16 protein-coding genes are annotated in these 14,298 nt (G+C 39.0%); 2 read left to right on the top strand and 14 right to left on the bottom strand.

Annotated features, from left to right (window positions below; genetic code table 11):
* Nucleotides 1-126 precede the first annotated feature (126 nt).
* From HCB49_RS03720 to HCB49_RS03695, 6 genes are all read right to left on the bottom strand, one after another.
* Nucleotides 127-999: a CvfB family protein gene (locus HCB49_RS03720; protein WP_185391062.1), complete on the bottom strand. Its 873-nt coding sequence runs from the start codon at nucleotides 997-999 to the stop codon at nucleotides 127-129.
* 80 nt (nucleotides 1,000-1,079) lie between these two features.
* Nucleotides 1,080-1,775: a copper homeostasis protein CutC gene (locus HCB49_RS03715; RefSeq protein ID WP_185604139.1), complete on the bottom strand. Its 696-nt coding sequence runs from the start codon at nucleotides 1,773-1,775 to the stop codon at nucleotides 1,080-1,082.
* A gap of 114 nt (nucleotides 1,776-1,889) precedes the next feature.
* A complete protein-coding gene (locus tag HCB49_RS03710) occupies nucleotides 1,890-2,381 on the bottom strand; it encodes a PTS sugar transporter subunit IIA (RefSeq protein WP_185556765.1) in 492 nt (163 codons plus the stop codon).
* Nucleotides 2,382-2,495: 114 nt separating this feature from the next.
* On the bottom strand, nucleotides 2,496-3,398 hold the full coding sequence (locus HCB49_RS03705; RefSeq protein WP_070264949.1) for a glycine betaine ABC transporter substrate-binding protein: 903 nt from the start codon (nucleotides 3,396-3,398) through the stop codon (nucleotides 2,496-2,498).
* A gap of 13 nt (nucleotides 3,399-3,411) precedes the next feature.
* Nucleotides 3,412-4,260: an ABC transporter permease gene (locus tag HCB49_RS03700; protein WP_003722879.1), complete on the bottom strand. Its 849-nt coding sequence runs from the start codon at nucleotides 4,258-4,260 to the stop codon at nucleotides 3,412-3,414.
* A complete protein-coding gene (locus HCB49_RS03695) occupies nucleotides 4,253-5,446 on the bottom strand; it encodes a quaternary amine ABC transporter ATP-binding protein (RefSeq protein WP_003722878.1) in 1,194 nt (397 codons plus the stop codon). The genes HCB49_RS03700 and HCB49_RS03695 overlap by 8 nt, the downstream gene beginning before the upstream one ends.
* A 371-nt stretch (nucleotides 5,447-5,817) precedes the next feature.
* Here HCB49_RS03695 and HCB49_RS03690 point away from each other — a divergent pair, with 371 nt between their 5' ends.
* Nucleotides 5,818-6,663, top strand: a complete 846-nt coding sequence (locus HCB49_RS03690) for a mechanosensitive ion channel family protein (protein WP_185502666.1) — start codon at nucleotides 5,818-5,820, stop codon at nucleotides 6,661-6,663.
* A 43-nt stretch (nucleotides 6,664-6,706) separates the two neighbouring features.
* Here the strand turns inward: HCB49_RS03690 and HCB49_RS03685 are convergent, their stop codons facing one another.
* The 6 genes from HCB49_RS03685 to HCB49_RS03660 all read right to left on the bottom strand — a co-directional run bounded on the left by HCB49_RS03685 (nucleotide 6,707) and on the right by HCB49_RS03660 (nucleotide 10,934).
* Nucleotides 6,707-7,822 carry an N-acetyldiaminopimelate deacetylase gene (locus tag HCB49_RS03685; RefSeq protein WP_185604138.1) on the bottom strand — a complete coding sequence of 372 codons (1,116 nt, stop codon included), beginning with the start codon at nucleotides 7,820-7,822 and terminating at the stop codon, nucleotides 6,707-6,709.
* 64 nt (nucleotides 7,823-7,886) lie between these two features.
* Nucleotides 7,887-8,597 (bottom strand): 2,3,4,5-tetrahydropyridine-2,6-dicarboxylate N-acetyltransferase, encoded by a 711-nt coding sequence (dapD, locus tag HCB49_RS03680; protein WP_185480164.1) that lies wholly within the window; start codon nucleotides 8,595-8,597, stop codon nucleotides 7,887-7,889.
* Between the two features lie 47 nt (nucleotides 8,598-8,644).
* Entirely contained in the window at nucleotides 8,645-9,523 is an 879-nt protein-coding gene (gene ccpC / locus HCB49_RS03675; RefSeq protein WP_185480165.1) for a transcriptional regulator CcpC, read from the bottom strand.
* Entirely contained in the window at nucleotides 9,520-9,972 is a 453-nt protein-coding gene (gene cbpB / locus HCB49_RS03670; protein WP_003726554.1) for a cyclic-di-AMP-binding protein CbpB, read from the bottom strand. The genes ccpC and cbpB overlap by 4 nt, the downstream gene beginning before the upstream one ends.
* Before the next feature lie 201 nt (nucleotides 9,973-10,173).
* Complete coding sequence (locus HCB49_RS03665; RefSeq protein ID WP_003719227.1) at nucleotides 10,174-10,407, bottom strand: YkuJ family protein; 234 nt, start codon at nucleotides 10,405-10,407, stop codon at nucleotides 10,174-10,176.
* A 305-nt stretch (nucleotides 10,408-10,712) separates the two neighbouring features.
* The gene (locus HCB49_RS03660; protein ID WP_008947388.1) at nucleotides 10,713-10,934 is read right to left on the bottom strand and encodes a hypothetical protein; all 222 of its coding nucleotides are present in this window, start codon (nucleotides 10,932-10,934) and stop codon (nucleotides 10,713-10,715) included.
* A gap of 218 nt (nucleotides 10,935-11,152) precedes the next feature.
* Between HCB49_RS03660 and HCB49_RS03655 the strand changes: the two genes are divergently transcribed.
* A complete protein-coding gene (locus HCB49_RS03655; RefSeq protein ID WP_185604137.1) occupies nucleotides 11,153-12,298 on the top strand; it encodes an aminotransferase class I/II-fold pyridoxal phosphate-dependent enzyme in 1,146 nt (381 codons plus the stop codon).
* Nucleotides 12,299-12,330: 32 nt separating this feature from the next.
* On the opposite strand, the gene HCB49_RS03650 is transcribed toward HCB49_RS03655, so the two are convergent.
* The gene (locus HCB49_RS03650; RefSeq protein ID WP_185604506.1) at nucleotides 12,331-13,191 is read right to left on the bottom strand and encodes an NAD(P)-dependent oxidoreductase; all 861 of its coding nucleotides are present in this window, start codon (nucleotides 13,189-13,191) and stop codon (nucleotides 12,331-12,333) included.
* 12 nt (nucleotides 13,192-13,203) lie between these two features.
* Nucleotides 13,204-14,238, bottom strand: a complete 1,035-nt coding sequence (locus tag HCB49_RS03645) for a YdcF family protein (RefSeq protein WP_185604136.1) — start codon at nucleotides 14,236-14,238, stop codon at nucleotides 13,204-13,206.
* Nucleotides 14,239-14,298 lie beyond the last annotated feature (60 nt).

Raw genomic sequence — 14,298 nt, 5'->3', positions numbered from 1 at the left:
CCTCCTTGCGTTCATGTTTTGACAAAGTTATTTCTCGATTTTTGCTACTTTGTACATGCTGTGTTTATTATAGCGATGATTTGCTAAAGGAAACAAACCGCGCTAGTTGGAACATGCCCTACTACTTTAGTCGGATGTTTCTTCGGTGATTTTCGTCGTCACGCCGTCTTCTTGTGTAATGCGTCGCGCTTTTAATAGGGTGCCAAGTGCGCGCTTGAATTGTGCTTTACTTATACCAAATTTTGCACGGATAGCATCTGGATCGGATTTATCGCCAAATGGCATTTCTCCGCCAACGCTTCGTAAATACGTTAAAATCATTTCCGCATCATCATTCAATACTTCATGCGATCTACCACGAAGCGATAAGTTTAATGAGCCGTCTGGTTTTACAGCGATAACACGTGCCTTCACGCGTTCACCCATTCGTGGCTCGGAAGTACGTTCGCTTTCATGAATAAAGCCAATATGGAAATCATCTGTAAACACAAATGAACCTATTTTTAATAAACGATAAATCGTACCTTCGATATTTTGGTTAAACAAATCTTGTTCTGCTCGAACAGCAATGGCGCGGAATTGTTCTTCTTCTGCGAGAACGCCCCAAACGCGATTTTCTTCATCTACGCGCAGTGCAATCATCACGCGGTCTTCTTTTTTAGGCCATAAGTGCAGTAATGCTGGCAGGTCGTCCAGTGACACAACGACGTCTTTTTCAATGCCGATATCGACAAAAACGCCTAGATGTTTGCGCACTTCTGTTACTGTTCCCCAGCCATAATGTCCTACTTGAATTTTTGGAATAATCGTTGTTGCTGCGATTTCGCGGTCATAGTCCACAAAAATAAATACGGTTACTTCTGCACCAACAGCAAGTTCCGTTTCATGTGTATTGGATTTAGATAAAAAAACAGTTACGTCTTCTTTTTCAAGAAGCCAACCTGTATCTTTGATTTCTTTTACGGTCATTACTTGGCTTTTGCCAATATAGTTATTCACTTTTTTTCCACCTTTTCATTAAGAATAGTCTTGTTTCATTATAGCGTATCTAAGCTTGGAAGGCTACCTGCTACGTAGAATCAGTGATTGTTTATTTGTTGTTGCAACGTAGCGATTTTTTCTTTTAAAATGTCTTTGGAAAAATCACTAGCTTCCCTTGCCGCACTTCCTACGTGATAATCGGTGTGATTAAATGTCGCTTGGAAGGTAGCGATGTTTTCGGGTTTGACGCCACTTCCAACTAAAATTTGGAATGAATCAGGGTTTTCTTGACTATCTTGAATCCAACGTTTTAGGCGCGGCAAGGAATCTAGCGCGCTATCTGTCCCGCCAGAAGTGAGTAATTGGTTAATGTCTTTTCCATATGTACGCAAAACTTGGTAACTCGCTTCGATATCTTTGGTTGCTTCCAGTGCTCGGTGAAAAGTAAGGTCCAAATCGCCTTTCCATTCAATCACTTTTTCGAGCAGGGATTGATCGATATCGCCGTCTGCTGTGATGCCGCCGTAGACAATTCCCTTTACGCCGACTTCTTTTGCAAGCTCAATATCGCGTTCCATTACGATTCTCGCAGCCTCATCATAAACAAAAGAAAAACTATGCGGGCGAATCATCATCATGGCTGGTAACTTGGAAGCACGCACGATTTCTTTAATCGCTCCATAACTCGGAGTCAGACCACCTTCGCTTATTGCCGAAACTACTTCCATTCTATCCGCGCCATATTTTTCAGCTAAGTAGGCATCTCTTGGATTTTGAACAATTACTTCTAACATATTATTCCGCTCCTTTTATTTACTAATTACCTTCATTCTACCCTTTTAACTCGTAAATGAATACTAAAAAATCCATGAAAAGGAAATTACCCTTTCACGGATTTTTTCGTTCGATTATTTTAAATTAGTTGTCAATACTTCAGTTTTCCCGGCTTCTGCTTTTGTTACAGTTTGGAAATCAAAATCGTATTTACCTTCTGAACTGTTTGTTATAACCATTGGTACGACCGTACTTGCGGCATTTTTTTCGATGAAATCAAAGTCTGCTTCCACAATCGGGTCACCTACTTTTACTTTATCACCGACACTTACTAAAACGTTGAAGCCTTCACCGTTTAGAGATACAGTTTCTAAGCCAATATGTACAAGAATTTCTTGCCCCATATCAGTACGAATTCCAAAAGCATGTTTTGTTTCTGCGAGTTGAATAATTTTTCCATCTACAGGAGCAACAATTGTGCCTGTTTCCGGCTTAATTGCAATGCCTTCCCCCATCATTTTTTGGTTAAAAACTGGATCTGGAACATCTTCTAATGCGATAACTTGTCCAGTTACATGTGCGAATACTACTTCTTGTTTTGTCTTTTTTAGAAATTTTTTAAACATTCATCTTCCTCCTAGCAATTTCATCAATCAACTATTATTTTACCCTTATAGAGAAAAAAAGGCACGGAGAAAGTATCAAGTAAGACTTGGACTTCTTCGTGTCTTTTCAAAAGTTTATTTGCTTGTTTTCAAATCTTCAATGGAATTAATGTTTGTCATGTATTTTGGAACTGCAAGGCCAATTTTTGCACCTTTTAAGTTTGGTCCTAAATCTTCAAACTTCCCTTTGTAATCTTTGTAGTAGATTCCGGAAGTGTTTGGAAGCCATGCTGCTACCATTCCATCTGCTGCATCTGTTGCAACGGAAGCCCACATTGGTTGAATTTCCATTGCTTGAATCGTTGGTTTATAGCCAACTTTTTTTAATGCTTCTGCAACAACATTGGTGGAGGCAATTTCAGAATCCCAAGCAACATAAGTTAACTTGATTTCATCGCCATCTACTTTTTCAACGCCATCTGTCCATTTGGCAACTTTTTCAGGATTGTTTTTAATCCATTTTTTAGCAGCTTCTTCTGGATCAACGCCGTCATTAACTTCGAGCATTACTTCCGACATATCTTCTGCGGTCCAAAAGAAATTATCTAACACTTGGTACGCGGAAGGCTTATCTTCTTTTAAACCTTTACGTACAATTGTGTGGATATTTTCCGCATTACCAAAGACATTTTTCGGATCATCTAAAAATTTCAAATCGAATTTTGTAAACATCCAGTGCGGAGTCCAACCAGTTACGACAATCGGGCGCTTATCTTTCATCGCTTTTTGAAGTGTACTAGTCATTGCCGCAGTCGAACTTGTTTGTAACTGCCAATTATCATCATCTAAATGGTAATCTTTAATTGCATTTTGTGTGGCAAGCATGATTCCTGCTCCTGCATCAATTCCAGTGATTGTATAATTGATTTGTTCGCCTAAATCTTTTTTCGCGTCATAAGGAGCAAGGGTTGTCCCGCAGGCTGCTAAAGTGAAAATAAGCATAGCCAAAACTGCGGTGGTGATTAATTTTTTTAGCAATCTACTCTCCTCCTTATTCTGATTTCGCTTTTTTATTGAAGGCTTGTGTTAGACGGTCTAGGATGATTGCTACGATAACAATCGCAATCCCAGCTACAAATCCGCCACCAGCGTCGTTACGTCCTACTGCGAAGTAAACACGTGTTCCAAGTCCCATTGCACCGATCATCGAAGCAATTACGACCATGGATAGTGCTAACATGATACTTTGGTTAATACCGGCCATCATAGTCGATTTCGCCATTGGCAGTTGTACTTTCCAAAGTTTTTGCCAAGGGGTTGAACCAAACGAATCTGCTGCTTCAACTAGCTCTGTCGAAACTTGGCGAATACCTAGGTTAGTCATCCGAACAGTTGGAGGCATTGCGAAAATAACAGAAGCCACAACCCCGGGAACCATTCCAATTCCGAAAAATGCTACGGCTGGAATTAAGTAAACAAAGGCTGGCATAGTTTGCATAAAGTCGAGTACCGGTTTAAAGATACTTTCGACGATATTGCTTTTCGCCATCCAAATACCAAGTGGAACGCCAATAACAAGCGCAATTAAACTACTTGTCAGCACAAGCGTTAATGTTTGTGTCATATCACGCCAGAAATCTAAGTTCCAAATTAACAGTAAACCGACAACTTCAAAAATAATTAAACCCCATTTTTTGCCTTTACGATTTACCCAAAATGTGCCAAATACAAGTAAAATAATAAATAACCATGGTGGAACTAAGTCAAAAACCCATTGGAATGCGTCCACAATTCCGCCAATGATATTAGTAATTACATTAAAAAATCCTTCAAATTGCGTTAAGCCATCCACTAATTTGTCAATCCAACTAGCTAATGGAATCGTTGGAATATTAGGCATTAACGTTCACCTCGTTTCCAGAAAGTGCGGCCAGAACGGATCCGCGAATGATAATTCCTTTTAGTTTTCCATCTTCTGTTACAGCAATCGGTATCGTTGTTGTCGAGATAGTATCCATAATTTCTGCAAGAGGCGTATCTAGGCCAGTTGTAGGCACATCACGATGTAAAGCTGTTTCAAGCGAAGTAATATTTTCTTTTACAAGTTTAGATACTTCAGCAGCATGGACAATACCAACTAGCTCACGATTACGTTTCACAACGAATACACTGGAAGTTCCAGCTTCACGCATCCGTTTAAGCGCAACACGAGGACCGTCTTTTTCAAAATTAACGATTTCTGGACGTATCATAACATTGCTCGCTGTATAGACTTTAGAGCGGTCTACATCTTCAATGAATTTTTCTACATATTCATTTGCTGGATGTGCCAGAATTTCTTCCGGAGAACCTGTTTGAACGACAGAACCATCACGCATAATCATAATGTGATCGCCAATACGAAGCGCCTCATCCAAATCATGGGTAATAAAGATGATTGTTTTCTTCATTTTATCTTGTAAATCAAGCAACTGATCTTGCATATCTTTTCGGTTAAGTGGGTCAAGCGCGGAGAAAGCTTCATCCATTAGCAAAATGTCCGGATTATTCGCAAGTGCTCTTGCTAGACCTACACGTTGTTGCATCCCACCAGAAAGTTGCGAAGGATATTGATCGCCGTAACCAGCTAAACCAACAAGTGCAAGCGATTCTGCTGCATTTTTCTCGCGTTCTTCTTTGTCCATTCCTTGAATTTCAAGGCCGTATTCCACATTGCGGTTAATTGTTCTATTCGGAAATAAACCAAAGTTTTGGAAGACCATGCTCATGCTTTTTCTTCTAACTTCCAAAAGTTCTTTTTTATTTAGACTGGATAGTTCTTTTCCGTCAAGCCAAATTTTCCCGCTCGTAGGCTCAATTAGACGGTTTAAAAGTCGTACCAAAGTCGACTTCCCACTACCAGAAAGCCCCATAATAACGAAAATCTCGCCTTCTTCTACGCTAAAAGATGCTTTATTCACACCAATTGTCGCGCCTGTTTCTTTCAAAATATCTGTTTTCGATTTCCCCTGAGAAAGTAAAGAAGATGCTTTGGAAGCCTTTTTTCCGAAAATCTTCGTTAGCTCTTCTACTTTAATCTTACTCAAAATAAAATCCCCTTTCTTTTTTTAGATTGAATTATTTACTAGGCAAAAATTCGGCCCATATCACTTTTAAAAAAAGCAATAACATTTATCATTGTACACAAGTTTCGGCTTAGTTTCACATCATACAGTTTGGTTTGCGCCATTTTGCACATTTTAGAAAGCGCCTCCATCTTACTACAAGAGTGGCTAACAGTTTTTTAATTTTTTTTGAAAAAAAGTGCGATTTTTCGAGAAAAATGAGCGTTTTCTAGTGAAAATTTATTTTTTATAACAGCATTTTTGTAAAATATTTGTTAGAATAGAAAAGGACATTTCATTAGAAAGGGGGAGATGAAATGGATGGAGATCTTTCAAAGGATGTGGACCAAAAGATGAATTTACTCAAAAAGTGGTTCAATTCGATTGACTGGGAACAATTTTGGAATCATATTATTTCTGTGGGGATAAAAATTGCCATATTAATTGTTCTTTATTTTATTTTTCGCGTAGTTGGTAATAAGATTATTCGTAGTTTCTTCCGCAAGTATCGGCAACAACAAGCCGTTTCTGTTGGGCGGGCGGATACGTTAGAGAGTTTAATTTCTAATTTTTACGGTTATGTTTTATTCTTCACTTTTGCGATTTTATTATTACAGAACTTTATGGATGTTACGGCGATTATTGCGAGCGCTGGGGTTGCGAGTTTGGCAATCGCGTTTGGTGCGCAAGGGCTTGTCAGTGACGTGGTAACTGGATTTTTTATTCTACTTGAAAGACAACTTGATGTTGGTGATACGATTACAATTGGGCTCGTCAATGGAACTGTTGAAGCACTGGGACTTAGAACAACACAGGTACGTGATTTTGATGGCACGCTTCATTTCATTCCTAACCGACAAATTATGGTCGTTAGTAATCATTCGCGCGGCAATATGCGTGTGATGGTGGACATTCAAATTAGTCCGCATGAAGATCCGGAAAAAGCAATTAAAATTATTAGTGAAGTTTGTGAAGTTGCTGCAAAAGAAAACAAAAATATCGTAGAGCCCCCTGTTGTGTTAGGTGTGCAAAACATCGACGCGACAAATATGATGATTCGAGTAGTAGGTAAAGCCGTGAATGGTGAGCAATACTCTGTTCAACGCGATTTACTCAAAGATATCCGCGAAGCACTCGCAGAAAATGAAATCGAATTACCGCTCAATTTTGTAAGCACATTCGGACCAAATAATAATTAAAAAGACGTAAATTCGCTCATTTTGAGAACGAATTTACGTCTTTTTATTTACTTTCAAAAAATTGAACTAATACATCTATCGCAAATGGAATCGCTTCTTCTTTTGGATTAAGTTTCGCGTGATGCAAACTGTACTCCGAATCCACACCTAACCAAAACATAAATCCTTTAATTTCGGATAAAAAGTAACCAAAGTCTTCGCCTGTCATTGCCGAACGCGCTGGCACATAACTTTCAGGGTAACGTTCTTCTAAAAACTGGATAAATTCTTCGGTTTCAGCTGGATCATTGTCTACTTGATAATAATCCGAACCCGGATGGAATTCTACTTCACATTGGTAAGCCTCTTCCCAGCCTTTAGCGAGCTGTTTCAAACGAGTCCAAACGATTTCCATTGTTGCTGGTGAAAGCGTCCGAATTGTCCCATCTAAATAAGCCGTTTCCGCAATGACATTTTGAATTTCGCCGCCGTGTATTCGACCAATTGTAATAACCGCGCTATCCATTGGATCAATATTTCGGCTTATAATTGTCTGCATTTGCCCAACGAACGCACTTGCAGCAACAACCATATCATTCGCCAAATGTGGATACGCTGCGTGGCCACCTTTTCCTTTAAACGAAATAAAGAGTTCGGACGTATTGGCGAATAGTAAGCCAGGCTTAATCGCAATTTCGCCGACTTTGTATTCTGGTGCGATATGAAGTGCGTAAATACTATCTGGGCGCCATTCAGCAAATTCCGCGCTTTCCATAATTGGTTTAGCGCCGCCCGGTCCTTCTTCGGCTGGTTGGAACACGAATAGTAGATTATCTTTGGCAGGTTTACTTGCAAAATGCGTCAATACACCAAGCGCGATACTCATATGTAAATCATGTCCACAAGCATGCATATTGCCGGGATGTTTCGATTCAAATGCGAGGCCCGTTTCTTCTGTAATTGGCAATGCATCAATATCAGTACGATAACCAATTGTTTTTTCGGGATTCGTTCCCTTTACTAAAACTAAAATTCCCGTGCGCCATTTTTTTACTTTTAAATGTTCGTTCGGTAATTTGCTAATATAATCTAATAAATAAGCTTGTGTTTTCAGCTCTTTGTAACCTGTTTCAGGAATTTGGTGTAAATCACGTCGAATGGCAATAAATTCATTTAACATGGCGACTCTCTCCTTCTAAAAAAGGACTGCTCCGCCAACAGACGAAACAGTTCCCTTTAATTTTTTAAAGTTGGCGAAGTTCTTGCATGATTTCTGTTTTAGACGCTGTTTTTGCATCTAATTTTTTTAGTTCACGTGCAGGAATTCCGGCTACAACTGTTCCAGGAGCTACATCTTTTGTAACGATTGCGCCCGCTGCTACAACTGCGCCTTCTCCAATACGTACGCCTTCTAAAACAACCACGTTTGCGCCAACAACTACATTATCTTCGACGATAACTGGTTGTGCGGACGGTGGTTCCACTACGCCGGCAAGGACAGAACCCGCACCGATATGGCAATTTTTACCAACAGTTGCGCGGCCGCCAAGAACAACATTCATATCGATCATTGTACCGTCGCCGATAACAGAACCGATATTAATGCTTGCTCCCATCATAATTACCGCATTGTCGCCGATAGTTACTTGGTCGCGAATCACCGCGCCGGGCTCGATGCGTGCATTAATATTTTTCATATCTAACAAAGGAATAGCGGAGTTACGACGATCATTTTCAATCACGTAATCTTCAATATTCGCTTTATTTGCTTCTAATAATGGTTCAACAACCGCCCATTCTCCAAAAATTGTTCCCGCATTTCCAGTAATGAACGTTTTTACATCACTTGGGAAATCGATTTTTTCTAAGTTCCCTTTAAGATAAACTTTGACTGGTGTTGCTTTCTTGCTATTTTGAATAAAAGAAATAATTTGGTGTGCATCCATTTGTTTCATGAATTTTTGTCCCCTTCCGATATGTTCTGCTTTCTATTTTGCCATAGCTATTTAACTTGTTCAAGGAATTTATCTGTTATTTCTAAAAACGCCTTCACTTGTGGTAAACTGAGTGACTGTTCGTAGGTCAGTAAATTCGTTTCCCGGCTTAAAACCGATCCGTCTTTTTCTGTTAGTGGAATTTTGTTGATTTTATCCGTATAGCCTAACATCGTTACTTCCGGTAAAATCGCAAAACCAATTCCATTTAAAGCCATTTGTCTCGAAGTTTCCATTTGATCCATAAGCATTGCTTGACGTGGCATTTTCCCGAAATTACGTTGCCAGTAGTCTTGAATAACTTGGTAATAATTCGAATCACTGCGAAACTGAATAAATGGTCGATTGGTTTGGAAAACTTCTTCAATTTTTGTGATTTCTGTGTCAACTAAAATTAATTTGTCATTAAATAATGGTTTTTGAACGCTTTTCCAAGTGGAATTTCCACGAACAATCCCGATATGAACATTGCCAGCAGCTAATTGTTGCGTTACTTCGCTGCTCCAACCCGTGACAAGCGAAATTTGCACGTTTGGATAGGCTCTTGAGAAAGCTTTTAGGACGCGCGGTAGCCACATTTGTGCAACTACACTCGCACAGGCAATTCGCAGTGTTCCCCGCACGACACCTTCCATCGCTTCGAGTTTCTCTTGGATAGTATGCTCACGCTCAATAACGCTTGATGCATGGCGGACAATTGCTTCTCCTTCTGGGGTTAGCAGTAGTCCTTTTTGTGTACGAATAAAGATTTTGGTGTTCCATCTGCTTTCAATTGTTTGCAGGCGTTGTGACAAAGCTGGTTGACTTAAAAAGAGCTTTTCCGCACTTTTACGCATATTAAGTTCTTCCGCTAAACAAACAAGTAATTCATATTCTGTGACAATCATCTATTTTCCTCCACCTGTAAATGAATATAACGATTGACTTGTTTTAACACAACGCGTCTTGTTACTATTCCTTCAAAATGGTGGTCAGCATCTACAACACAAACAAAAGGATGATCTACAAGTAAGTGTACAATTCGCTCGTTATTGTTAAAATCTTTAATTACTGGGAAATCTGTTTGCATGACATCTTCTACTTTTAAATCTTCTAATCGTTCAAACTCGATACGTTCGAGTCCAAGTATCGCATCTGTTATCATTGCTGCACTTATTAATCCATGGAGTTTAAATTCAAAGTCTAGTACAGGAATAACTGAATAACCGCATTTAGTTAAAACAAGTAGTGCATGTTCTAAGTTATTACCAAGCTGCACATGGGCAACCTTTTCAGCGGAAATCATAGAATCAGCTAGTTCATTGTCAATAAATTGTCCAAATCTATTTGAGATCATTTAGAATCTTCCTCTTCCTTGTATTTTCAAGCTCTACGAAGTTTCTTTCAACTTTTTAAAATAAAGCGAAACTTTTCCATCTCCTATTCTACCATACTATTTAGTCTGATTTCTTTCATTTAGTGCTTGAAAATAAAAAAAGCTGTGAATAAATATTCACAGCCTCTAAGTAAAGAACCAGATTGTCCGATTTTTACCTTCTTATTCGTTTTCTTGTAATGTTTCAAAAATTTCGATAGCCGTCATGTCAATATCATCAAACTGATATTTACTGTTGTCGCCATAGATTTCTACTTCAAATGAGTTAGAAGCTTGGAAAAACTTCACTTCGCACACAGGCGTACCATTTTTTTCAAAACGTCTTGCTTGTGTTTCAGCAGACTCATCTTCTTGCATTGCATGTAAACGTTGAATAATTCCCAATAACTGAGACATCTTACCTCTCCTCTCAAATCCACCATCTGACGTGCAAATATTGGCATACCTTGCTGTAGTACACGCGTGGCAATGCTTTTTCACATATTTCCTCATAGTTGGTTTCTTCGCCATATCTTATTTCTTTCACTATACTACCAAATTTTATCGCAAACCGCACGTATAACGCAAGGGTTCTGGAAATATTCAGAAAAAGAAATTATTTTAAATTAACCAGAAAGACACGATTTACCCAATTTTGCGCGTATTCTATTCCAAAAAAAGACTGTAAAAAGGCAATTCACTTTTTCACAGTCTTTTGATTATTAAAATTCGTTTTTTCGATTGGCAGTAGAGCTTATAATCATTTTCGTAGCTCGCACAATGGTTTTATGACGATTGAATCCTTTGACACAAATCGTTTGATCACCAATGGTTGCGAATACTTCCCCCCATGAACCACAAGGATTAAAGCCATAAGCATGTATTTTTAGCAAGCCATCTTTTGTTGGAAAAAAGAGAGCTTCATATTTACCTGGTTTAGTCATATCCGGCGGCCCCTTCCACATTTACAAATCATTTCTAAATGAAAATGATTATCATTATTAAAACCATCTTATAGCATTCCAATTAAAAGTGCAAGGGTTTTTAGTAATATTTTCAGACATTTTGCTTTTCTTCCTTTTTAAGCTATAATGGAATGAAATTACGAAGCTTACTCCCACCTAATTTTCACGGGATTTTCTTATAAAGAAAGGTGACGAAAATGACAAAATCAATTCGACCGGAATTACGCGACATTCAAGTAAGTGGTATCAGAACGTTTAATACACGGGTAACGGGCATTCCCGATATGATTCGCTTAACACTTGGCGAACCTGACTTTCCAACACCAGAGCATGTAAAACAAGCAGCTATTTCAGCAATAGAAGAAAATTTCACCAACTATACACCAAACGCAGGCATGCCAGAATTGCTAGAAGCGGCCTCTACCTATTTTCACGAAAAATATGACCTATCTTACACAAATAAAGAAATAATCGTCACAGTGGGCGCTACAGAAGCTATTTCGGTCGCCTTGCAAACCATTTTAGAACCAGATGATGAAGTAATTTTACCTGATCCAATTTATCCTGGCTATGAACCACTAATTACTTTGAATAAAGCACGCCCGGTCAAAATCGATACAACCGAGACGAATTTCAAATTAACACCGGAACAATTACGTGCGCACATTACACCTAAAACAAAAGCCTTAATAATACCGTATCCTTCCAACCCAACAGGAGTAACATTAACCAAAGAAGAACTTGCGGCGTTAGCAGACGTTCTGAAAGATACTGGAATTTTCGTAATTGCTGATGAAATTTATAGCGAACTAACTTATCATGAAGAGCATGTGAGCATCGCGCCAATGTTGAAAGAACAAACCATTGTTATCAATGGCTTATCTAAGTCACATGCAATGATTGGCTGGCGAATAGGCTTCTTGCTTGCCCCAGAAAGTCTCACAACCGAAATGCTAAAAATCCATCAATATTCCGTTACATGCGCTAGCTCGATTTCTCAAAAAGCCGCATTAGAAGCACTTACAAACGGAAAAGATGATGCGTTCCAAATGCGCACGGAGTATAAAACAAGAGCTAATTTCACTCAAGATCGTTTAGAAAAAATGGGATTTACTGTTATTCCGCCGGATGGTGCATTTTACTTTTTTGTTAAACTGCCGGACACAATCCAAGAAAATTCTTTTGACTGGGCTGTTAAACTAGCGGAAGAAGCTAAAGTAGCTGTCGTTCCCGGCAATGCTTTCTCAGAAAAAGGCGACCGGTATTTCCGCCTTTCTTACGCTACTTCTTTTAATAATTTAGCAGAGGCGTTAGACCGAATGGCTGCTTTTCTAGAAAAGTAAAAATAGCCCAACCACTAGGTTGGGCTATTTTTTTAACGGTAATATTTAATTAAAGCTTGGGTTCCTTCTTCGCTTAAACCTCGCTCTGCTAAAGTTTGATACATTTTTTCTGCTAAAAGAAGTCCTGGTAAATCAAGTCCCATTTGTTTCGCTTCGGTAATCGCGATGCCCATATCTTTAATAAAATGTTTAATAAAGAATCCCGGTGAAAAATCATCTTTTAACACGCGTGGAATTAAATTAGAAAGTGACCAACTTCCCGCTGCTCCGCCAGAAATTGACTCAAGGACGCGCGACGGATTAAGTCCTGCTCTTTCCGCATAAATAATCGCTTCAGTTACGCCAATCATATTGGAGGCAATCGCAATTTGATTGACCATTTTAGTATGTTGTCCTGCTCCTGCTGCTCCTTGTAGCACCACACTACTTCCAAGAATTTCAAAGATTGGTTTCATTTTAAGGAATGTCTCTTCTGCTCCACCAACCATAATAGCTAATGTGCCATTTTTCGCGCCAATATCTCCTCCAGAAACCGGAGCATCAAGCATACCGATTTCTTTTTCGAGAGCAACTTCTGCCATTTTTTTCGCTAGTGCTGGGGAAGAAGTTGTCATATCCACCGCGACAGATCCAGCAGCTAGATTGTCTAAAAAGCCATTTTCGCCTAAATATAAAGCTTCTACATCTTGTGGATAACCGACCATCGAAATTAACACGTCCACTTTACTTGCAAGCGCACCCGGCGTTTCTTCCCAATGTGCTCCTTTACGCAGTAACCCTTCCGCTTTCGCTTTCGTGCGCGTATAAACAAATACTTCATAACCAGCTTCTAGCAAATGTCCCGCCATGCTTGCACCCATCACACCTGTACCAACAAATCCAATTTTCTCCATCATTTCAGCCTCCTATCTAAAAGTAATACCAATAATTCCTAAAAACACAAAAAACAATACCAATAAACCAAGTAAAATCAAATGTACTTTTTTATACATCACCGTAATCGCGATAAATTCTCGGATTAACGCATTAGGCATATAGTATAAAGCCGTTTTCGCACCAATCCCCTGACTCTTCAAACCAGCTTTTCTTGCATAAATACCCGCCCGAAACAAATGAAAATTATTCGTTGAAAACAAGCTATTATAACTTGGCATAATCGCATCCATCTTCGCCTTTGAAAATTGCATATTTTGCAAAGTATTCACTGATTTATCTTCCATAATAATAAAATCTTCATCGATACCTTGTTCAATCAAATACCCTCGCATCGCTTCAGCTTCAGAAATAGTCTCATTAGCACCTTGGCCACCAGAAACGATAAAAGTCGCCCGTTTGCCTTTTTTAGCATATTGCTTGTTGTAGAATTTGATTGCGCGATTCAGTCGACTAGCAAGCAGCGGTGGTACTCTGTCGCCTCCTATCAAGCCACTCCCAAGCACAATTAAGAAATCTTGATTATACCTCGGAAAGTTAAATTGGTAGAGAAAAGTAGACAAAAGAAATGATAAAAATAAGAACGAAAAGTAACCAACTAATGCCACGATAAAAACAACCGCAATCCCAAGAATCGGACTACCTGTTTTTAAAATACTTACAAACCACGCAATAATAAATGCTAAAATACCTAAACCAATAATTAACGGTAGCATATTGGCTAATTTGCGCCCTTCTCGTTTTAACATTAACCGTCCGTTCACAATAAGCATCGTTGCTATCCCCACAACAAAAAACGGAATAAGTAACACTAATAAAAGTAATACCGTCCCCATCACCGAGACGAGCAGTTCATTCCCTTTTGAAAAAGTAGCATAAACGACCGAAAGCACTGAAAAAAATAGCGCCATTGTCAAAACAATCCCATTGCTAATTCGTCGTCTATCTATAATCGACAAAACAATGAAAAGTAGCAGAAAAAAGCCTGCTAATATGTAGATAACCAACCTTGTTGCCCCCTTTAAAACTAACTATCCTCCCAATTATACTTGGGAGACTTCTATTTC

It is taken from the genome of Listeria cossartiae subsp. cayugensis, assembly GCF_014229095.1.
Classification (GTDB): Bacteria; Bacillota; Bacilli; order Lactobacillales; family Listeriaceae; genus Listeria; species Listeria cayugensis.
Note: the sequence above shows the minus strand (reverse complement) of the source record. Positions and strands in the feature narration are given on the sequence as shown.

Bases quoted from the DNA above. Each gene is read 5' to 3' on its own strand.
- cbpB (WP_003726554.1), bottom strand. From the start codon at position 9,972: ATGATCTCAAATAGATTTGGACAATTTATTGACAATGAACTAGCTGAT.
- HCB49_RS03700 (WP_003722879.1), bottom strand. From the start codon at position 4,260: ATGCCTAATATTCCAACGATTCCATTAGCTAGTTGGATTGACAAATTA.
- HCB49_RS03685 (WP_185604138.1), bottom strand. From the start codon at position 7,822: ATGTTAAATGAATTTATTGCCATTCGACGTGATTTACACCAAATTCCT.
- HCB49_RS03715 (WP_185604139.1), bottom strand. From the start codon at position 1,775: ATGTTAGAAGTAATTGTTCAAAATCCAAGAGATGCCTACTTAGCTGAA.
- HCB49_RS03710 (WP_185556765.1), bottom strand. From the start codon at position 2,381: ATGTTTAAAAAATTTCTAAAAAAGACAAAACAAGAAGTAGTATTCGCA.
- dapD (WP_185480164.1), bottom strand. From the start codon at position 8,597: ATGAAACAAATGGATGCACACCAAATTATTTCTTTTATTCAAAATAGC.
- HCB49_RS03690 (WP_185502666.1), top strand. From the start codon at position 5,818: ATGAATTTACTCAAAAAGTGGTTCAATTCGATTGACTGGGAACAATTT.
- HCB49_RS03650 (WP_185604506.1), bottom strand. From the start codon at position 13,191: ATGGAGAAAATTGGATTTGTTGGTACAGGTGTGATGGGTGCAAGCATG.
- HCB49_RS03655 (WP_185604137.1), top strand. From the start codon at position 11,153: ATGACAAAATCAATTCGACCGGAATTACGCGACATTCAAGTAAGTGGT.
- HCB49_RS03660 (WP_008947388.1), bottom strand. From the start codon at position 10,934: ATGACTAAACCAGGTAAATATGAAGCTCTCTTTTTTCCAACAAAAGAT.
- HCB49_RS03665 (WP_003719227.1), bottom strand. From the start codon at position 10,407: ATGTCTCAGTTATTGGGAATTATTCAACGTTTACATGCAATGCAAGAA.
- ccpC (WP_185480165.1), bottom strand. From the start codon at position 9,523: ATGATTGTCACAGAATATGAATTACTTGTTTGTTTAGCGGAAGAACTT.